Below are 20381 nucleotides of genomic sequence, written 5' to 3'. Positions count from 1 at the left end.
CTACCCGAGATTACTGCGCGATCGGCGCGTACTTGCCGTCATGCCACTGGTTGATGTCGTAGCTGGCGTTCTTGAGGTCGCCCTTCTCGTCGAAGGTGACGTCGCCGACAACGGTGCTGATCGGCGTGCCGTTCTTCAACGCTTCGGCAACCTTGGCCGGATCGTCGCTGCCGGCGCGCTTGATGCCTTCGGCGAAAGCCTGGACCACGGCGTAGGAGAACAGCGTGAAGCCTTCCGGCACGAAGCCGCCGGCCTTGATCTTTTCTACAGCGGCCTTGGCTTCCGGCTTTGCCTGCGGGTCCGACGGGAAGACGAACATGGTGCCTTCCCCAGCCGGGCCGGCAACCTGCCAGAATTCCGGCGAGGCGATGGAGTCCGGCATGATCAGCTGGAACTTCAGGTTTTGTTCGGCCGACTGACGCAGGATCAGGCCGGCTTCCGGATGGTAGCCGCCGAAATAGACGACGTCGGCCTTGAGATCCTTCAGCTTGGTGACGAGCGCCGAATAGTCCTTCTCGCCGGGATTGATGGCGTCATAATAGACTTCCTTGAGGCCGCCAGTGTTCATGGTCGCCCTGACGGCATCGGCCACGCCCTGACCGTAAGCGCTCTTGTCGTGCAGGATGACGACATTCTTGCCGGCATATTTCTTGGCGATCCACGGGCCGATGAAGGCGCCCTGTGCATCGTCACGCGTATAGAGGCGCATGATGGTCGGCCAGCCGGCCTTGGCCGCCGCGTCGGTCAGCACCGGGTTCGAGGAAGCCGGGCTCATCATCAGCGCACCGGCCTCGGCATAGACGGCCGAAGCGGGAATGCTTGAGCCCGAGCAGGCATGGCCGTCGATGAACTTGACGCCGTTGGCGACGATGCGGTTGGCGACCGACACGGCCTGCTTGGGATCGCACTGGTCGTCCTCGATGTCGAGCTTGATCATCGAGCCGTTGACGCCGCCGGCGGCGTTGATGGCGTCGGCGGCGGCCTGTGCGCCCTGCTTGAACTGGTCGCCGATGGTGGCGAGCTGTCCGGTCATCGGGCCGACCACCGAAACGGTGATGTCGTCGGCGAATGCCACTGGCGCACTCATCATCAGGCCGAAAATGGCCGCGCTCAAAATACTCATTTTTTTCATGGCAATAGAACTCCTCCACTCACGCGCGGCCGCCCCGGCCGCGCTTCTTCCAGAGAGGCGGGACAATTTCATCCTTCATTGGGCCTGTCTAGGCGCATTGGCGCCACTCGATTGGGCCTGCGGACCCTCATCGACGCAAAAAGCCACGCCAGCCTTGTTCCGGCTGGTCGTGGCTTTTTGCCTATCGGGCTGTTTCCCCAGCGCCCCCGCGCCGCGAACCCCAACGTGGCCTTCCCTGTCGTCCCCGCCATGATCCGAAAGCTGGATTCTTTTCGGGATCATGGTCCGTCGCACGGCTTGGGCCTGTCCGGCTGCCGCATTCTTGTCGTTCATGGCCTGTGGCCTGGCTGTCTGCGCAGCCTTGTCCCTGTTTTGGCCCGACCGTCTTGGAGCGGTCTTGGCCGGAGCGTCCCCGCCTGCCGGAAATCTAGTGCATGGTCATCCATTCGCGGGCTTCGCGCAGCGCCTTGGCGATCTCGACCTTCGACATGGCGGCCGACAGTTCCGAGCGCAGTTCCGCGGCACGGGCCGAGCCCTTGATGGCGGCGATGTTGAACCATTTGTGGGCGGCAACGACGTCGGTTTCGCAATCGCGACCGGTCGCATACATCATGCCCAGTTCGAAAAGAATGTCGGCCTGGGCAGTTGCTCCCATGGCGCCGAAACCTGCTTCAAGCATTTCAAAACGTGCCATTTTAGTCCCCTGTCTGGCTCCCGAGAGCTGCCTCCGTTCGTCTTGTCCGGGCCGCTCTTTCGATGCTTTCGAGAATGCCGATCAGGCTTGAATCCGCCGTTAAATGGCGTGCTTAATTTGAGGAAAACAAAGCTAAAACAATAGGTAAACGTGGAAATTCGTTAAGGATACGAAGCCAGCAATTCAGCCGATTTTCGTCAAATTCGACGAAAATTTTCCGAGCCTCGATCAACACTCCGCTAACCACGGGAAACAAACAGGACGCGCCGGTCGTTTTCATTTCCTCGCCGACGGCGTCAATTCAGGGGGCTTTGAAATGCCAAGATCTTCCGCAGCGGCACCGCTTTTGTTTTGCCAGGAGCTGGATTAGCTTACGTTTGCGTAAGCGGCAGACCGGCGAGGCGGAGAATTCGGCCGGCTATCCAAAGGGAGCAAGATATGTTTCGAAAAGTGAGCCTGGCTCTTGCAGCCACATTGATCATGGCGGGTGCGGCGTCGGCCGATCCGATCGAGGGCAATTGGAAAACGCAAGCCGGGGATACCGCTGCCATTTCAGGCAGCGACTCGTTTTCCATCACGCTCAAATCGGGCAAATATGCCGGCAAGACGATCGGCTCGCTCAAGGCGGCGGGCGACAACAAATATGCCGGCAGCATCACCGATCCTGCAAACGACAAGACCTATTCGGGCAAGGCGACATTGTCGGGCACCGCGCTCAAGATGAGCGGCTGCGTGCTTGGCGGACTGATCTGCAAGAGCCAGACCTGGCACAGGCTCTGATCAGCCTATCCTTGTGACATCCTGACGGGGCCCGACGGGCCCCGTTTTCGTTTCACCGGCACGTCAAGCCCTGGGCTCTTGCCCCCCGCTGCCGGTAGCCGCGCACGCCGGCGACCCGCCCAGATCCCGTCAATCAATTTGAACCGCAGATGAACACCGGCATCAGAGCCGGTTCAGAGGCATTGGGGCATTCTCCAGCGCGTTGAAGGAGACACGACCCAATGCTTGCTCGCCGCTTCGCCATCGTCTGCCTGCTGATGAGCCTGTTTGGAATGTTCTTCGCCATCCTCGTCGCCGAAGCGGGCCGTTCGCCCCGCTCCTGGGATGAAGCCACCAGACTATGCCGCCTCGCCTGCCCGACCAACCTTCGCCACTGAAACAAAGAAACCCGGACCTCGAAAGCTCAGACATCATGACCCGCATCGCCGCCAACACTCTCAAGACCCTTCGGCTCCTGCCGCGGGCGGCGCTTATCCTGGTGCTCCTGGCCGCGCCGGTCCTGGCGGTGCCGATGATGCGTAGCGGCACCGGCTCGACGATCGAGGCGCCGGCCCTGAGGAAGTCCGGCGTGGGTTTCGTTCTGCTGGTCAGCCTGCAGCGGGGATAAAGAAAAATTCCGCTTTGAGCGCCTTCGGCAGCGACACCCCTCCCAACCGCTCGTCCAAGTCTCTATATTGAGCCATGGAAAAGCGAATCTACCCCCAAGCCATCGAATCTGTCGTCATGCCGGAGCCTTTTGGCCGGCAAAGCTTCGACAGCGCCGAAAAAGCAGTTGCCGCACTGCAGCTGCTTTACGACCGCAACACCAAGTTCCTGCGCGACGCCTTCGCGGCCCTGGCGGCCGCCGGCGGCGACAGCAGCAAGCGCTACCGCGCCTTCTATCCCGAGATCGGCGTCACCACGAGTTCCTTTACCCAGGTCGACTCGCGCCAAGCCTACGGCCATATGCCGACACCCGGCCATTTCGCCACCACGATCACGCAGCCGCACCTGTTCGAGAGCTATCTGGTCGAACAGCTGCGCCTGATCATGCGCAACCACGGTGTCTCGGTCACGGTCTCGGAATCGACCACGCCCATTCCGCTGCATTTCGCCTTCCTGGAGGGAACTTACGTCGACGGAGCCGCCGCGGAGCGCATCGAGCGGCCGATCCGCGACCTGTTCGACGTGCCGGATCTCGACGGCACCGACGACCAGATCGCCAACGGCACGTTCGAAGTGGCCTTCGGCGAACCAAGGCCGCTGGCGCCGTTCACGGCGCAGCGCATCGACTATTCGCTGCACCGCATGACCCACTATACGGCCACCAGCCCGCAGCATTTCCAGAACTTCGTGCTGTTCACCAACTACCAGTTCTACATCGACGAGTTCGTCGCCCGCGCCCGCGACCTGATGGAGAAGGGCGGCGGCGGTTACGCGGAATTCGTCGAGCCGGGCAATGTCGTGACCAAAGCCGGGCAGAACGCGCCCAGCGAAGGCGTTGGGCCGCAGCGCCTGCCGCAAATGCCGGCCTATCACCTGAAAAAGCCGAACCATGGCGGCATCACAATGGTCAACATCGGCGTCGGCCCTTCCAATGCCAAGACGATCACCGACCATATCGCCGTGCTGCGGCCGCATGCCTGGGTGATGCTTGGCCATTGCGCCGGGCTGCGCAACACCCAGGCGCTCGGCGACTATGTGCTGGCGCATGCCTATGTGCGCGAAGATCACGTGCTGGACGACGACCTTCCGGTCTGGGTGCCGATTCCGCCGTTGGCGGAAATCCAGGTTGCCCTGCAGGAAGCGGTCGCCGAAGTCACCGGCCTGTCCGGCTACGATCTGAAGCGCATCATGCGCACCGGCACGGTCGCCACCATCGACAACCGCAACTGGGAACTGCGTGACCAGCGTGGACCGGTGCAGCGCCTGTCGCAGTCGCGCGCCATCGCGCTCGACATGGAATCGGCGACGATCGCCGCCAATGGCTTCCGCTTCCGCGTCCCCTATGGCACGCTGCTGTGCGTTTCCGACAAACCGCTGCATGGCGAGTTGAAGCTGCCTGGCATGGCGACCGAGTTCTACAAGCGCCAGGTGGCGCAGCACCTTACCATCGGCATCAGGGCGATGGAGAAGCTGGCCGAGATGCCGATGGAGCGGCTGCATTCGCGCAAGCTCCGGAGCTTTTCGGAGACAGCGTTCCAATAGGCCGCCGCAGCGCCTGGGCGATGCATTTCGTCGTCTTGCCCGGGCGACAATTGGGCCGATAAGCAGATGGAACGGATCGTCAGGCGGCATTCGGCAGACACGACCTCGATGATGACAGGCGCGCGCTTGAAAATGATGGCTGGGTTGGCATTCCTGGCGATGACCGCGCTATCGGCCGCGCTGTTGGCCGGATTCTTCGGCACGCTGCATCCGGCCTTCGATTCCTTCTCGCATTTCCGCATTCACTTCAGCGTGCTCATGGCGCTTCTGGCACTGCCGCTGCTTGCCAGCTCGTTTCGGCTGCAAGCGGCAGCGGGGCTGCTGTTTGCCATCGCCTGCCTGGCCACGACGGCAAGCGCCCTGCCGAGGCTCTGGCCGCAGCCGGCGGTTGCCAAGCCCGCCGATCAGGCTGTCTACAGCCTGCTGCAGATGAATTTGCGCTTCAACAACCCGACGCCGAAGAAAGTGCTCTCCCTGATCGGCCGCGCCAACCCGGACGTGATCACCCTCGATGAGGTGTCGCAGATGTGGACGACCGAGCTTGGCTACATCGCCAGCGCCTATCCCTACCGTATCCTGTGCCCCTACCCGAACGGCATGTTCGGGGTGGCGTTGCTGTCGCGCCGGCCGTTCGTGGCCGGCACCACACCGCGCTGCGAGCCGCGCGGCGCGATGGCAACCGCCACCATCGACTTCGGCGGGATCGACGTCGATGTCGCCGCGATCCATTTGAGCTGGCCGTGGCCGAAGGAGCAATACTGGCAGATCGGCGAACTGGCGCAGACATTGGCCGGGTTGGGCGAGACCGCGATCATGGCCGGCGATTGCAACGCCGTGCCGTGGAGTGCGGCGGTGCGGCGGGTCGCGGCTTTCGGCGGGCTGACTCTTATGCCTTCGGCCGGGCCGACCTGGATCCACCGGACACTGCCCGACGTCCTGCGCCGCTATGCGGGCCTGCCGATCGACCAGGTGTTCAGCAAGGGCGGCTTGACGATCCTGTCTTCGAAGCGGCTGGAGGACACCGGCTCCGATCATCTGCCGGTGCTTGTCGAGTTCACGCTAAGGCCAGACGACAAGCAGCCTGAGAATGACCACGCCACCGCGCTCGCGGCGAGCGACTTGTCGGTGAAGCCGCAAAGCTGACACGCCAATCGAGCGGGGCTGGCGGCAAGGTCCCGCGATGGCGAGGGCTCTGGTCCCTTGTTCCAACGCAATTCCGAAGGGAAACCGCTGCGGCGCTTTCCCGGGAAAACCGCTTTACACTTTTCCTGGAATTGCCCTGGTTCAAGGTTTTCCGGTCAAGGCAGCGATCAGATGCTCGACATGGCCGCCATTGCGGTGTTCACGCCGATCGAAGGCGTTTTGTTTGGCCTCATATTCGGCATAGATCGCCTGGATGCGCAGCCGCGCCTCGCGGCGCGTCTTGTGGCAGGACGGGTCGTTGGCGACCCGCAGGCCGGTTATCGACCTTTCCGTAGCGCGCATCATCTCCCTGGCGATGCGCCCATGTGTTTCCTCATGGGCGCGAACACCTGCGAAAAACCTGTTCCAGCGCCTCCTCAGGGCCGGCGTCGCGGGCGAGGCAAGGCGCGGGAAGGTGTAGGAAAGATTCAGCGTGCCATTGCCCCCTCGCATCCGACAGAAGCCGTTGCCCTGGCCGGCGTCGAGATCCCAGTCGACGGTATAGGAGGTTGTGGCGATGGCGTGCGTCATGAAGCCGTGCCGGGGGCCTTGTCTGTCCATCGCGTCGATGAGGGCGGCGCCCGAGCCTCCCGTGACGTCGTAGGTCCGCGTCTGGATGACTGCCCTGGTGCCGGCCGAGGCCTGAGGCGCACACAGCGTCCCAATGGCGACGAGGCATGTCAGAACTATGCGGCGCATCGGCCTTCTCCCTATCCCCGGAGAAGGGAACCATAGACCGGCGGCCGTTTCAACGGTTCTGCTGACCTGCATGCCCTCGCAGCCGGCCCCCACCCACATTTTCTGCCGCCGAGGCCGAAACCGCCGGCCGCGCGACGTCACATGCCCTGGTAGACCGGACCCTCGCCGCCTTGCGGCGGCACCCAGTTGATGTTCTGGTTCGGATCCTTGATATCGCAAGTCTTGCAGTGGACGCAGTTCTGCGCGTTGATGACGAAGCGGACGTCTTTCGCCGCCGGATCGGCGGCGGCGTTGCCGTCCTTGTCGACCCATTCATAGACGCCGGCCGGGCAATAGCGTGTCGAAGGCCCGGCGAAGACATCGTGCTCGGACCGCTTCTGCAGTTCCATATCGCCGACCAGCAGATGGACCGGCTCGTTCTCTTCGTGGTTGGTGTTGGACAGGAACACCGAGGACAAGCGGTCGAAGGTCAGCACGCCGTCGGGCTTCGGATAGGCGATCTTCTTGTGCTGGGCGGCGGGCTCGAGCGTGGCATAGTCGGCCTTGCCGTGCTTCAGCGTGCCGAAGGGCGAGATGCCGAACAGCGTGTTCAGCCACATGTCGAGGCCGCCAAGACCGACGCCGACGATGGTGCCGAAGCGCGACCACAGCGGCTTGACGTTGCGAACCTTCTTCAAATCCTTGCCGATATCGGTCGCGCGCCAGGCTTGCTCGTAGGAAGTGAGCTCGTCATTGGCACGGCCGGCGCCGATCGCCTCGGCGACATGATCGGCCGCCAGCATGCCCGACAGGACTGCATTGTGGGAGCCCTTGATGCGCGGCACGTTGACGAAACCGGCAGCGCAACCCATCAGCGCGCCGCCCGGGAAGGACAGTTTCGGCACCGACTGCCAGCCGCCCTCGGTGATGGCGCGCGCGCCATAGCCGATCCGCTTGGCGCCCTCGAACGTGCCCGCGATCGCCGGATGGGTCTTGAAACGCTGGAATTCCTCGAACGGCGACAGATACGGGTTCTTGTAGTTGAGGTGGAGGACGAAGCCGACCGCCACCTGGTTGTCCTCGAGATGGTAGAGGAAGGAGCCACCGCCGGTCTTCATGTCGAGCGGCCAGCCGAAGGAATGCTGGACCAGGCCCGGCCGATGGTTCTCCGGCTTGACCTGCCAGAGTTCCTTGAGACCGATGCCGTATTTGCCTGGCTCGCGGCCGTCGGAAAGCTTGTACTTGGCGATCAACTGCTTGGCGAGCGAGCCGCGCGCGCCTTCGCCGATCAGCACGTACTTGCCCATCAGCGCCATGCCCGGCGCGAAGCCCGGGCCATGCGTGCCGTCCTTCTCGACGCCCATGTCGCCGGTGACGACGCCGGTGACGGCGCCCTCCTCATTGTAGAGCAGGCCGGCAGCGGCAAAGCCCGGATAGATCTCGACGCCGAGCGCCTCGGCCTTGCCAGCCAGCCAGCGGCAGACATTGCCGAGCGAGACGATGTAGTTGCCGTGATTGTTCATCAGCGGCGGCATCAATATGTTGGGCAGGCGGAACGAGCCGGCAGGGCCGAGCACCAGGAAATGATCCGCCGTGACCGGCGTCTTGAACGGGTGACCTTCTTCCTCGCGCCAACCGGGCAGCAGCCGGTCGATGCCGATCGGATCGACGACGGCGCCGGAGAGGATATGGGCGCCGACCTCGCCGCCCTTTTCCAGCACGACGACGGAAAGCTCGGGATTGACCTGCTTGAGGCGGATGGCCGCGGCAAGGCCGGCCGGACCGGCACCGACGATGACCACGTCGAATTCCATGCTTTCGCGTTCGATATCGCTCATCAACCCCTCCGCACTGGCTTGCCGCTGTCGCGTATCTTGCTGGCTCTTGCGCTGCATAGCGCATCAATTGGCGACAGGAAACCGGCGCAGACGTGACAATGCGGATTTGGCCAAAAAGTCGCGCATCTTGCGGCAGGGCAACCATTTGCGCCCGGCAAGACCGGCCACGCCTGCGTTTTTTGATTGTTCGGCGGCTTGCTTATCGGCCATACTTCCGGCCATGCGCATTCCTGGGCCAGCGGGCTTTTCTTCGACGCGCTTTCTTTTCCCGCCCGGCCGGGTCCGCCGGGCGATTCTTCTGGCCCTTCTGGTGGCGGCACCGGGTCACGCCGCCGCGAACGAGGTGAAGGTCTGGGCGACAGGTGCCTATTCCTTCTCCGACGAGCTCGGCGGCTTCCGCATCACCGGAGCTTCCGGCATCGGAACCAAGGACGATCCGCTGGTCATCACCGAAGAGCTGAATTCGGCAACACCGGTGACGCTGACCATCCGCACGACAAAGCCGATCCAGACATTCGGCAAGGCGGGCGAATTCGCCAATGGCATCATGTATATGCGCATCAACGTGCTCAACAACAGCGGCCAGGCCTGGATCGAATTCCAGTTCGAGCTCCAGGAGGTATTGGATCAGCCGAGCGTGTTTGGAGACGGGCTTTCCTTCGACCAACGCAACAAGACGCCGGACAATATCTGGTCGAGCAATTTCGCCGATTTCGACCGGGAGTTCGAGCCTTACGACCGGCTGCTGTTCAAGGACGGCAAGGTCGACCCGCTGAAGACCGTCAGCTTCGAGTTCCTGATGACCGATTACACGCCGCGATGGACCTTCTATCTGGTGCAGGATCCGCGCATCCCGACCGGATAGGGCAAGCGGCCGGTCTTGCAAAATGCAGTCATGCGGACGAATGTGCGCGCCATGACTGCCGCGTCCCCCAACAGCCCGACCGATATTGCCGACATTTTGGCCTTCTATGCCAGCGCCGGTGTCGACGAGGCGCTGGAAGACGCCCCGGTAAATCGCTTCGCCGAGGCGGCGCCGAGACCTGTCGAGCGCGCGCCGGCGCTGGTGGCGCCACCTCCCGAAGAGAAGGCGCCGGAGCGGCCAGCGGCACCGCCCGGATTGGATGCAAGCAAGGTGCCTGATGCGCCCCCGGCGCGTTCATCGGTCGCCACGGTGCCAGACGAAGCCCAGGCGGCGCTTGCGCGCCAGTTGGCGACAACGGCAACGACCCTGGAGGAGTTGCGCCAGCACATGGCTGCCTTCGACGGCTGCAATCTCAAGGCCACCGCCAAGAACCTGGTCTTCGCCGACGGAAACCCGGACGCCGAGGTGATGCTGGTGGGCGAAGCGCCGGGCCGCGACGAGGACATCGAGGGGCTGCCCTTCGTCGGCCGCTCGGGCCGGCTGCTCGACCGCATGCTGGCCGCAATCGGGCTCGACCGCACTTCGGTCTACATTGCCAATGTCATCCCGTGGCGGCCGCCGGGCAACCGCACGCCGACGCCGCACGAGACCGAGATCTGCCGGCCGTTCATCGAGCGGCAGATCGAACTGGTCAATCCCAAGGTGCTGGTCAACCTCGGCGGCCCGTCGGCCAAGACCTTGCTCAACACCTCGGAAGGCATTTTGCGGCTGCGCGGCAACTGGCGCGTCCACACCACGGCCTCCGGCATCGCCATCCCGGCCATGCCGACGCTGCATCCGGCCTATCTCCTGCGCACGCCGGCGCACAAGAAGCTGGCATGGCGGGATTTTCTCGAGGTGAAGGCGAAGCTGCGGGCACTCTCGTAGATCGCCATAACCCCGCAGGTAATTGAAATGCCGCCCCTGTCAGCCTAACCATCCTGCCATGACATCAGCCCAAACCTCCGCCGGCAGTCTGATCCGCGAATGGCGCACGCGCCGCCGCATGAGCCAGCTCGATCTCGCCATGGAGGCCGAAATCTCCCAGCGGCATCTGAGTTTTGTCGAGAGCGGCCGCGCCGCGCCCTCGCGCGACATGGTGCTGCATCTTGCAGAGCAGCTTTCGATCCCCCTAAGGCAGCGCAACCAGCTGCTGCTCGCTGCTGGCTTTGCACCGAGCTTCAGCGAACGGCCGCTCAGCGACACGACGCTGGCGCCAGCGATGGCGGCGATCGAGATCGTGCTCAAGGGGCATGAGCCCTTCCCGGCGCTGGCCGTGGACCGGCACTGGAACCTGGTTTCGGCGAATGCCGCGATTGCTCCCTTCCTCGCCGATATCACCGAGGCTTCGCTGCTGGCGCCACCGGTCAACGTCCTTCGCCTTTCCCTGCATCCCGGCGGCATCGCACCGCGCATCGTCAATCTCGCGGAATGGCGCACGCACCTGCTTGAGCGTCTCAAGCACCAGAACGATGCCAGCGGCGATCCGGTGCTGGTCGAACTGGAGGGCGAGCTGCGCGCCTATCCGTCCGGGCTGAAGGGCAGCAGGCCAACGCCCGTCGAGCCGAATGCCATCGTGCATCCGCTGCGCCTCGCGCATGGCGATCAGGTGCTGTCGTTCATCAGCACAATCACCGTTTTCGGCACGCCGCTCGACGTGACCTTGTCGGAACTGGCGATCGAGTCCTTCTTCCCCGCCGACGAGCAGACTCGTGCGGTACTGGTGCGGCTGGCGAAGGAGCGGTCGGAACGGTCCTGATCACCCCTGCGGCAGCGCCGCCTTGCGCGTTCGCGCGCGCTCCAGGCCCAGTTGCCGCTCGCGCCAGATGATGAAGATGCCGGCGGCCACCACGATCGCACCGCCAATCAGCGTGTTGAGCGAGGTCACGTCGCCGAAAATGAAATAGCCGACGACAACGCCGAGGATCATCGAGGTGTATTCGAAGGGCGCAACCACCGAGGCCTCGGCATGGCGATAGGCCGAGGTCATCAGGATCTGGCCGAGGCCGCCGCAGAAGCCGGCCATGACGAGCAGCGCGGCTTGCGCCGGCGTCAGAGCTTGCCAGCCGAAAGGCAGTGTCAGCAGCGAGAGCACGCTGGCGGTCGACGAGAACCACAGGACGATGGTCGCCGTCTTCTCCGTCTGCACGAGATTGCGCACGAGCAGCATGGCGACCGCCGAGATCGCCGCGGCCACCAGCGCGGCCATGACGCCCAGGACCTCCTGGTCGTCGAGCCCTTCATCCGAGTTGAGCAGCGTCAGCTCCGGCCAGGAAATGATGAGCACGCCGACAAGACCAACGGCGACCGCGCTCCAGCGATAGACGCGGATCGACTCGCCAAGGAAGACCGAGGAGAACACCACGACCAGCAGCGGCTGCGCATAGTTCAGGGTGATCGCCTCCGGCAACGGCAGCCTGGTGAGCGCGAAGAAGCCCAGCCCCATGGCGCCAACGCCGACGACGCCGCGCGCGACGTGGTTGAAGGGGCGTTTGGTGACGAATGCCGTCGGCAGCTGTCCCTTCACCGCCAGGAAGGCGATGATCGGGAAGATGGCGAAGAAGGAGCGGAAGAAGACGATCTGCCCTGCCGGCACGTCGCCGGCCGCCTTGATGCAGGTTTGCATGCCGACAAAGACCGCGACGGACACGATCTTCAGCGCGATGCCCCTCAGCGTGCCGTGGCCTGCCGTCGTTCCTGGTTCCGCCCCTGATGTCACGTCGGCGATGCGCCCCTGATCGCGGCCCAGATCCGCGCCGGCGTCGCCGGCATCTCGATATGCCTGATGCCATAGGCGCGCCACAGCGCATCGGTGACGGCATTGAGCGCCGCCGGTGTCGAGCCGATCGTGCCGGCCTCGCCCGCGCCCTTGATGCCCAGCGCATTGGTGGTCGAAGGCACGTTGCGGGTCTCGAAATGAAAGAACGGAAAATTGTCGGCGCGCGGCATTGCGTAGTCCATGAAGCTCGCCGTCAAGAGCTGCCCATCCTCGCCATGGATGGTGTTCTCAGTCAGCGCCTGGCCGATGCCTTGAACGACGCCGCCATGGACCTGGCCGGCGAGCAGGATCGGATTAACGGTGACGCCGAAATCGTCGACGATGGTGTAGCGGACGATCTCGGTCGCGCCGGTGTCGGGATCGATCTCGACCTCGCAGATGTGGGTGCCGTTCGGATAGGTGCACTCGTCCTGCACGAACTCGCCGAACCCCTTAAGGTCATCCGGCGTCTTCGCGGCCTTGGCGATGCTCGAGAAATCGATGCTCCGGTCTGTGCCGACGATGCGCGCAACGCCATCGGACAATTCGATATCGCCGGCCGAGGCCTCAAGCTCGTCGGCGGCGATGCGCTTGATCTTGTTGGCCAGATCCTCGCCCGCGCGGGAAGCTGACACACCTCCCAGCGGAATGGACCGCGAGCCGCCGGTGCCGCCGCCCGCCTTCAATTCGTCGGTGTCGCCCTGGCGGACATGGATCTTGTCGATGTCGAGATTGAGTTTTTCCGACAGGAACTGCGCATAGGCGGTAGCATGCCCCTGGCCGTTGGTCTGGGTGCCGATCTTCAGCGTCACCGTGCCGTCGCCATTGAGCTCGACAAAGGCCGGTTCGGAGCCCGGAAAGGCGCAGGCCTCGATATAGGTCGCCATGCCGATGCCGCGGATCTTGCCACCGGCTTTGGACTGTTCCAGCCGCTGCGGAAACGCCTTCCACTGCGACCGTTCGATGGCGCGGTCCATATGCCCTTCGAATTCGCCATTGTCGTAGAGCCGGCCTGTCTGCGTGCGATAAGGAAACTGCTCGGGCCGGATGAAATTGCGGCGGCGGATCTCTTCGACGGGCAGGCCAAGATCATGCGCGCAGGCATCGACCAGCTTTTCCAACAGGAACGCAGCCTCGGGTCGCCCGGCGCCGCGATAGGCGTCGACCGGGCAGGTGTTGGTGTAGAGGCCGGTCACCGAGACCTCGAGCGCCCTGATATCATAGACGCCGGTCGACATGGTGACGCCGATATAGGGGATGAAAGGGCCATATTGCGAGACATAGGCGCCGATATTGGCAAGCAGGTCGACCCGCATGCCGAGGAATCGGCCATCCTTGTCGAGCGCCATCTCGGCCGTCACCGCATTGTCGCGGCCTTGGGCGTCGGTGAGGAAATGTTCCGTGCGGTCGCCGGCCCATTTCACCGGACGGCCGAGCCGCTTCGCCGCCTCGAGCACCAGCGGATATTCGCGGTAGACGAAGCTCTTCGGCCCGAAACCGCCGCCAACATCGGGCGTGATGACGCGCAGCTGGTCCTTTTTGATCTTGAACACGCTGGCCAGGATGTACTGCATGGAATGCACGCCCTGCGACCCTGTGGTCAGCACGAAGCGGTTTTCCCCGACATTCCATTCGCCGATCGCCGAGCGCGGCTCCATGTAGTTGCAGACCAGCCGATTGTTGACGAATTCGATGCGCGTGACGTGAGCGGCTCCAGAGAAAGCCGCGTCCGTCTTCTTCTTGTCGCCGATATGATAGGTGAAGGCACGGTTGGAGCCGAGTTCCGGCCAGACCAGCGGCGTGCCCTCGGCAAGCGCCGTCGCGGTGCCGGAGGCAGCGTCCTCGCCGTCATAATCGACCTCGATCAGTTCGGCGGCATCCTGCGCCAAGGCGCGGCTGTCGGCGACGACAAAGGCAACCGCATCGCCGACATAATTGACTCGATCCCGGCACAGGATCGGAATGTCGCGCGTCGGCGCTTTGGTGCCGTCCGGTTGTGCCTGCATGACGCCGGACTTTAGATCGCGCAGATGGGTGAGATCCTTGCCGGTCAGCACCAGATGGACGCCAGGTGCCGCCTTCGCCGCCGCGGTCGAACCAATGGTGAAGCTCGCCTTGGCGATCGGCGAGCGCAGGACATAGCCGTGTAGGACGCCGTCTGGCTGGATATCGTCGGTGTAGCGGCCCTGGCCCTGGATGAAGGCGGTATCCTCGCCCCGCAGCACGGAAGCGCCCATGCCGAATTTCGGTGTGACGACGGTCATGGCTGCCTCGCGGGATATGGAGAACGAATGCCTGAAATAGGCATCGGCCGAGTTTTGTCGAGGGACCATTTCGTGTAAAGAGCGCGGACTTCAAATTTCTTGGACCAGCGGGAACTCCGCGTCCAACGCAATCGACAGGAAAAACAACGGAATGCGCACGGACACCGGCCAGGTCTTCAAGCTCGAAGACTATCGCCCCAACGATTATCTCATTCCGCGGACCAACCTCACCTTCCGCCTTTCGCCCGAGGCCACGATCGTCACCGCGACACTGACTGTCGAGCGTCGCGACGGCGTAGCCGCGGCGGCGCCATTGGTGCTCGACGGCGACGGGCTGACGCTCAAGCGCGTCGAGATCGACGGCAAGAAGGCAAAATCGGCGGACCTGCTGGTGACACCTGACCAGCTCACCATTCTCAAGCCGCCCGCGCGCCGCTTCCAACTGCTGATCGAGACCGAACTGGCCCCGGCGGGCAACGAGGCCCTGATGGGTCTCTATCGCTCGAACAATGTCTATTGCACGCAATGCGAGGCCGAGGGCTTCCGCCGCATCACCTATTTCCTCGATCGCCCGGACATCCTGTCCGTCTACACCGTGCGGATCGAGGCGCTGCGCGACGAGGCGCCGCTGCTCCTGTCCAATGGCAATCCGGGGGACAAAGGCAATATCGGGGACGGCTGGCACTATGCCGTCTGGCATGACCCCTTCCCCAAGCCATCCTACCTGTTCGCGCTGGTGGCCGGCAATCTCGGTCGGGTCGCCGACAGTTTCGTCACAATGTCCGGCCGCAAGGTCGAACTCGGCATCTATGTCGAGCGCGGCAAGGAGAAGCTGGCTGGCTACGCCATGGACGCGCTGAAGCGGTCGATGCGATGGGACGAGGAGGCGTTTGGCCGCGAATACGACCTCGACGTCTTCAACATCGTCGCCGTGTCCGACTTCAACATGGGCGCGATGGAGAACAAGGGCCTCAACATCTTCAACGACAAATATGTGCTGGCCGACGAGGAGACGGCGACGGACGCCGATTTCGCCAATATCGAGGCGATCATCGCGCATGAGTATTTCCACAATTGGACAGGCAACAGAATCACTTGCCGCGACTGGTTCCAGCTTTGCCTGAAGGAAGGCCTGACCGTGTTCCGCGACCATGAATTCTCCGCCGACCAACGCTCGCGCGCGGTCAAGCGCATTGCCGAGGTGCGCACGCTGCGCGCCCACCAGTTTCCCGAGGACCAGGGTCCGCTGGCGCATCCGGTGCGGCCGCGCCGCTACCGCGAGATCAACAATTTCTACACGGCGACGGTCTACGAAAAGGGCTCCGAAGTGGTGCGCATGATCCGCACCATCCTGGGGGCAGATGCCTTCCGCGCCGGCATGGACCTCTATTTCGAACGGCATGACGGCGAAGCGGCGACCATCGAGGATTTCATCAAAGTGTTCGAGGATGCCTCGGGCCGCGACCTGTCGCAGTTCGCGCTCTGGTATCATCAGGCTGGCACGCCCAATCTGACGGTCAGTTCGACGCACAATCAGTCCGCGCAGGAATTCACGCTCGAAATCGAGCAGTCGGTGCCGCCGACACCCTCCGAAAGCCGCAAGCGGCTGATGCATATTCCGCTCGCCTTCGGGCTGATCGGCGCCGGCGGCAAGCCCGTCGCTTATAGCGGCGTCGAGGGCGCCAGCGTCGAGGACGGCGTCATCCATCTGCGCAAGCGCCGCCATATGGTGCGCTTTTCGGGTGTGATTGAGCGTCCGGCGGTGTCGCTCAACCGCGGCTTTTCGGCGCCGGTGACGCTGTCGGTTGAGCAGAAGGCCGACGACCAGTTCTTCCTTGCCCGCCATGACAGCGATGCCTTCTCGCGCTGGCAAGCCTTCAACACGCTGCTCACCGATGCGCTGATCGCTGCCTTCCGCGAGTTCCTTGGCGGCAGGCAGCCGGTCTTCGCCACACGGCTGACCGAACTCGCCGGCAGCATCGCCGGCGACGAGACGCTGGAGCCTGCCTACCGGGCGCTTGCGCTGGCACTGCCGGGCGATGCCGACATCGCCCGCGACATCGGCAAGAACATCGACCCCGATGCCATTCATGCAGCCCGGCAGGGCTTTGCGCTGGCGATCGCCACGACCAATGCCGAGGCGTTTTCCAGCCTCTACCACAGGCTCGCCGATAAGGCGGCCTTCAGTCCCGACGCGGCGAGCGCAGGACGACGCGCCCTGCGCAACATTTTGCTGGACTATCTCTCGCTGCTGCAAGGCGGAGCGGCGTTGGCGGCCAGGCATTTCCAGTCCGCGACCAACATGACCGACCGCGCGGCCGCCCTTGCCGTGCTCGCGCATCGCCACCATGCTTCGCCGGAGGCAAACAAGGCGCTGGCGGCTTTTGAAAAGACCTATGCGTCCGACCCGCTGGTCATGGACAAATGGTTCCAGATCCAGGCCAGCGTGCCAGGGCCGCAGGCTGTGGACACGGTACGCGCGCTAACCGCCCATCCTGCCTTCTCGATGGCCAATCCGAACCGGGTGCGTTCGCTGATCGGCACATTCTCCAGCGCCAACCAGACCGGCTTCCACCGCGCCGACGGCGAGGGTTATAGGTTCTTCGCGCAGACGGTGCTCGAGGTCGAGAAGCGCAATCCGCAAGTGGCGGCAAGGCTGGCGACGGCATTGCGGTCGTGGCGTTCGCTCGAACCGGGCCGGCAGGCCAAGGCCAGGGAAGCGCTGCTTTCGATCGCCAATGCCGAAAACCTGTCGGCGGACCTGCGCGATATTGTCGAGCGTACGCTGGCCTAAACGCGCCTTACCTTCTCCCGTGTGGGAGAAGGTACAGCCGCCGCACCTCCAGACGCGCATTATTTTAGTCGATTTTTAATCTTTTTTCGCCGGGCCACTGGACAAGGCGAATCACGTTTGATTCTTTACTGACGATTCGGAAGTGCGGCGTTTGCCGGATCACAAAGCAGCATAGGCAAATTCGGGGAGTGCCATTTATGGCAAAGGCGGACGCGTGGGGCGCGCCCGGTGGGATGGTTTTTGCGCGTCGCGAGGCGCGCAGCGACGGCCTTGCCGGGAATACGCGGCTCATTGCCGAACCGGCCTACAAGCGGCTTCTGGCCGCCGAACCGCTGCTGCGCCGGTCGATACCGGCCCTGATCATCATCTTCCTGCTCGTCATCGCGGCGCTGCGCGTGCTGTCGCTCATGAATGAGCGTGACGATGTCGAACGCGACGCCAAGGCGATCCTGACGCTGGCGGCGGGTCAACTGGCCAGTTCGTTGGCCACCACCTCGGACACCGTGCCCGGCGCCGTCCAGGACCTGCTGGAGACCACCAGCCGCCAGGGCGCGATGGGCCGCAGCCATGTGCTCGTCATCACCGACAGCGCTTTCAGGATCACCGCGGTGACGCCGCGCTCGATGCCCTGGCAAGGCCATTCGCTGGACGGCCTCGTCCAGGGCGGCCAGCCGCTGTTCATGTTCGGCGACCGCGCCGGCGTCATGGAGGTCAACATCGGCGGCCGGGACTGGTACGCCGCGGTCAGCGTGGCCAAGGATCGGAAGGGAGCGGCGGCGGCGCTGGTGCCGCAGGAGGCAGTGTTCGACACGTGGCGCAAGACTGTCTCGCTCAACGTCACCTTGTTCGTGCTGACGGCGGGCGTGCTGATCATCATCCTCTACGCCTATTTCGGACAGGCGGCGCGCGCCCAGGCCGCCGACCGCATCTACCTCGAGGCGCATCAGCGCATCGATATGGCGCTGGTGCGCGGCCGCTGCGGCCTGTGGGACTGGGATATGGTGCGCGGCAAGATGTACTGGTCGCGTTCCATGTACGACATGCTGGGCTACGAGCCCTGCGATACGATGCTGTCCTTCGGCGAGGTCGACGAGATCATCCATCCCGAAGACGGCGACCTGTTCGAGCTCGCCAACAGAATTGTCGCCCGCGAAATCGACCACATCGACCAGGTGTTCCGGATGCGGCATGCCGATGGCCAATGGGTGTGGATGCGTGCTCGCGCGCAGGTCATGGATCCGGAGGCGCCGGAAATCCAGCTGATCGGCATCGCCGTCGACGTCACCGAGCAGCGCCATCTGGCGCTGCGGTCCGAAGCTGCCGACCTTCGCCTCAGGACGGCGATCGAGAACATCAACGAGTCCTTCGTGCTGTGGGATTCGGCGCAGCGGCTGATCATGTGCAACTCCAAATACCAGCAGGACAACGGGCTGTCGGATCGCGACGTGATGCCGGGTATGACACGCGCTTCGCTGGAAGGGCGGATGCTGGCCTTTGCGTCCGAACGCCGGCTTGCCAACACCAATGGTCCGCAAGGCGGCGCCACTTTCGAGCGGCAGCTGTCCGACGGCCGCTGGCTGCAGGTCAATGAACTCAAGACAAGGGATGGTGGCATCGTCTCGGTCGGCTCCGACATCACCCAGATCAAGCTGCACCAGGAGAAGCTGGTCGACAGCGAGCGCCGGCTGATGGCGACGATCCATGATCTCAGCCTCGCGCGGCGGGCCGAAGAGGAGCGGTCGCGCGAACTGGTCGATCTCAATCGCAAATACATGAAGGAAACCGAGCGCGCCGAGGCGGCGAACCGGGCCAAATCCGAATTCCTGGCCAACATGTCGCATGAACTACGCACGCCATTGAACGCCATCATCGGCTTTTCCGAGCTGATGGAACAGGGGTTGTTCGGCCCGCTGGGCTCGTCGCGCTACGAGGAGTACGCCACGGATATCAACAGCAGCGGCAAATACCTGCTCGGCGTCATCAACGATATTCTCGACATGTCCAAGATCGAGGCCGGCCAATTCTCGCTGGACCAGGAGCAGATCGACCTCGGTCCGCTGATCAGCGAGACGGTGCGCGTCGTCTCGCTGCAGGCCGCGCAAAAGGCGATCACCGTGGAAACGCGCATCGCCGACGCGCTGAGTCTGTTCGCCGATCGCCGGGCGATCAAGCAGATCGTCATCAACCTCCTGTCCAATGCGGTGAAGTTCACCGGCCAGGGCGGCCATATATCGGTCAGGGCCCGCAACACGTCCGGCGCGCTGGTGCTGACCATTGAGGACAATGGCTGCGGCATCCCGAAAGAGGCGCTGGGCAAGCTCGGCCGACCCTTCGAACAGGTTCAGAACCAGTTCTCCAAGAACCATGCCGGATCAGGCCTCGGCCTTGCCATCTCACGCTCGCTGGCCGAGCTCCAGGGCGGCGCGCTGAAGATCCGTTCGACCGAAGGTGTCGGCACGATCGTGTCGGTGCGCATTCCGGTGAAGAAGGCGCCGCCGGCGGTCAAGGCGGCCGCTTGAGCGGCAGGCTCCGAGCGATATCGCCGGAGCCTGGATCAAACAATCTTATTGGACGCTGTCGTCATCATCCGGTTGGCGGTGATGGCCAAAGCGATGGCCCTTCGGCAGTTCGCTCTTCTCGATCTTGCCGTCATTGTTCTTGTCGAGCATGGCGAACACCTTCTTCTCGCGACCGGTGATGTCATCCGTGGTCAGCGTGCCGTCGCCCTTGGTGTCGTAGCGGGCGATGATGCGCCTGGCCATCCGCTCGAAGCGCGCCTTCTCCAGTGCGTCGGCGAGTTGGGCGACGGTCAGCTTGCCGCCATTGTCGGCAACGAGCTTCTTCAGCCGCGCGTTCATGGCGTCGGAAAACTGGTCGAAGGTGATGGCGCCGTCTGACGCGGTCATTGCCTTGTCGAGGCGGGCCATCATGCCGTCGCGCATTTTCGCGCTGGCATTGTTTTCGGCATAGGCGGTGGTGCCGACGGCGCCGGCAAGTGCTGCGAAGGCAAGGGCAAGCTTGGTTGACTTTCTCATGGTCTTCTCCTGTTGCATCGTCACCCCCGATGCGAGAGCGGCGGATCTTCGATCCTGTTGCCGCTCTATCTCTTTGTTCGAGGATCGGATTTTCCCAAAACCGGCTTCCACTTTTGGGTCCGATGCTTCGACAGC

Annotated in this window: 19 protein-coding genes; 10 read left to right on the top strand and 9 right to left on the bottom strand. The window is 63.6% G+C overall.

Translation table 11 applies throughout. The annotated features are described in order from the left end of the window. Positions 1–10: 10 nt before the first annotated feature. The 3 genes from FJV83_RS03840 to FJV83_RS03830 form a co-directional block, all read right to left on the bottom strand. Complete coding sequence (locus FJV83_RS03840; RefSeq protein ID WP_027046653.1) at positions 11–1132, bottom strand: branched-chain amino acid ABC transporter substrate-binding protein; 1122 nt, start codon at positions 1130–1132, stop codon at positions 11–13. 75 nt (positions 1133–1207) lie between these two features. Further along, a complete protein-coding gene (locus FJV83_RS03835) occupies positions 1208–1465 on the bottom strand; it encodes a hypothetical protein (RefSeq protein WP_142886349.1) in 258 nt (85 codons plus the stop codon). Between the two features lie 94 nt (positions 1466–1559). Beyond that, the gene (locus tag FJV83_RS03830; RefSeq protein ID WP_010915070.1) at positions 1560–1826 is read right to left on the bottom strand and encodes a sel1 repeat family protein; all 267 of its coding nucleotides are present in this window, start codon (positions 1824–1826) and stop codon (positions 1560–1562) included. Positions 1827–2264: 438 nt separating this feature from the next. Here FJV83_RS03830 and FJV83_RS03825 point away from each other — a divergent pair, with 438 nt between their 5' ends. The 5 genes from FJV83_RS03825 to FJV83_RS03810 all read left to right on the top strand — a co-directional run bounded on the left by FJV83_RS03825 (position 2265) and on the right by FJV83_RS03810 (position 5936). Further along, the gene (locus tag FJV83_RS03825; protein WP_095770746.1) at positions 2265–2606 is read left to right on the top strand and encodes a DUF2147 domain-containing protein; all 342 of its coding nucleotides are present in this window, start codon (positions 2265–2267) and stop codon (positions 2604–2606) included. A 221-nt stretch (positions 2607–2827) separates the two neighbouring features. Beyond that, positions 2828–2983: a hypothetical protein gene (locus tag FJV83_RS36310; RefSeq protein WP_179300980.1), complete on the top strand. Its 156-nt coding sequence runs from the start codon at positions 2828–2830 to the stop codon at positions 2981–2983. 35 nt (positions 2984–3018) lie between these two features. Continuing rightward, complete coding sequence (locus FJV83_RS03820; RefSeq protein WP_095770747.1) at positions 3019–3213, top strand: hypothetical protein; 195 nt, start codon at positions 3019–3021, stop codon at positions 3211–3213. A 116-nt stretch (positions 3214–3329) separates the two neighbouring features. Then, positions 3330–4793, top strand: coding sequence for an AMP nucleosidase (locus tag FJV83_RS03815; RefSeq protein WP_245318004.1), 1464 nt, complete (start codon positions 3330–3332; stop codon positions 4791–4793). Positions 4794–4859: 66 nt separating this feature from the next. Continuing rightward, the gene (locus FJV83_RS03810; RefSeq protein WP_245318006.1) at positions 4860–5936 is read left to right on the top strand and encodes an endonuclease/exonuclease/phosphatase family protein; all 1077 of its coding nucleotides are present in this window, start codon (positions 4860–4862) and stop codon (positions 5934–5936) included. A 141-nt stretch (positions 5937–6077) separates the two neighbouring features. On the opposite strand, the gene FJV83_RS03805 is transcribed toward FJV83_RS03810, so the two are convergent. From FJV83_RS03805 to FJV83_RS36305, 3 genes are all read right to left on the bottom strand, one after another. Beyond that, complete coding sequence (locus FJV83_RS03805; protein ID WP_095786506.1) at positions 6078–6674, bottom strand: DUF922 domain-containing protein; 597 nt, start codon at positions 6672–6674, stop codon at positions 6078–6080. 137 nt (positions 6675–6811) lie between these two features. Further along, positions 6812–8491, bottom strand: coding sequence for an electron transfer flavoprotein-ubiquinone oxidoreductase (locus FJV83_RS03800; protein ID WP_095786507.1), 1680 nt, complete (start codon positions 8489–8491; stop codon positions 6812–6814). A 63-nt stretch (positions 8492–8554) separates the two neighbouring features. Next, positions 8555–8713, bottom strand: coding sequence for a hypothetical protein (locus FJV83_RS36305; RefSeq protein ID WP_179295755.1), 159 nt, complete (start codon positions 8711–8713; stop codon positions 8555–8557). Here FJV83_RS36305 and FJV83_RS03795 point away from each other — a divergent pair. From FJV83_RS03795 to FJV83_RS03785, 3 genes are read left to right on the top strand one after another with little or no spacing between them, the layout of a single operon-like run. Next, complete coding sequence (locus tag FJV83_RS03795) at positions 8712–9356, top strand: hypothetical protein (protein ID WP_095770750.1); 645 nt, start codon at positions 8712–8714, stop codon at positions 9354–9356. The two genes, FJV83_RS36305 and FJV83_RS03795, sit on opposite strands and share 2 nt — an antisense overlap. Before the next feature lie 51 nt (positions 9357–9407). After that, positions 9408–10283: a uracil-DNA glycosylase gene (locus tag FJV83_RS03790; protein WP_185973411.1), complete on the top strand. Its 876-nt coding sequence runs from the start codon at positions 9408–9410 to the stop codon at positions 10281–10283. 58 nt (positions 10284–10341) lie between these two features. Next, positions 10342–11154, top strand: a complete 813-nt coding sequence (locus FJV83_RS03785; RefSeq protein WP_095770751.1) for a helix-turn-helix transcriptional regulator — start codon at positions 10342–10344, stop codon at positions 11152–11154. Here the strand turns inward: FJV83_RS03785 and FJV83_RS03780 are convergent, their stop codons facing one another. Together FJV83_RS03780 and FJV83_RS03775 are read right to left on the bottom strand one after the other, a co-directional pair. After that, a complete protein-coding gene (locus FJV83_RS03780; RefSeq protein WP_142886348.1) occupies positions 11155–12114 on the bottom strand; it encodes a DMT family transporter in 960 nt (319 codons plus the stop codon). Continuing rightward, positions 12111–14417 carry a xanthine dehydrogenase family protein molybdopterin-binding subunit gene (locus tag FJV83_RS03775; RefSeq protein ID WP_142886347.1) on the bottom strand — a complete coding sequence of 769 codons (2307 nt, stop codon included), beginning with the start codon at positions 14415–14417 and terminating at the stop codon, positions 12111–12113. Before FJV83_RS03775 ends, FJV83_RS03780 begins: the two co-directional genes overlap by 4 nt. A 151-nt stretch (positions 14418–14568) precedes the next feature. Between FJV83_RS03775 and pepN the strand changes: the two genes are divergently transcribed. Together pepN and FJV83_RS03765 are read left to right on the top strand one after the other, a co-directional pair. Then, entirely contained in the window at positions 14569–17211 is a 2643-nt protein-coding gene (gene pepN, locus FJV83_RS03770) for an aminopeptidase N (protein ID WP_142886346.1), read from the top strand. Positions 17212–17408: 197 nt separating this feature from the next. Further along, entirely contained in the window at positions 17409–19730 is a 2322-nt protein-coding gene (locus FJV83_RS03765) for a PAS domain-containing sensor histidine kinase (RefSeq protein ID WP_095791392.1), read from the top strand. A gap of 45 nt (positions 19731–19775) precedes the next feature. Here the strand turns inward: FJV83_RS03765 and FJV83_RS03760 are convergent, their stop codons facing one another. Next, a complete protein-coding gene (locus tag FJV83_RS03760; protein WP_095770944.1) occupies positions 19776–20246 on the bottom strand; it encodes a hypothetical protein in 471 nt (156 codons plus the stop codon). Positions 20247–20381 lie beyond the last annotated feature (135 nt).

This window comes from Mesorhizobium sp. WSM4307 (genome assembly GCF_007003945.1).
Taxonomy (GTDB): Bacteria; Pseudomonadota; Alphaproteobacteria; order Rhizobiales; family Rhizobiaceae; genus Mesorhizobium.
This window is presented reverse-complemented; position numbering and strand designations above follow the sequence as displayed.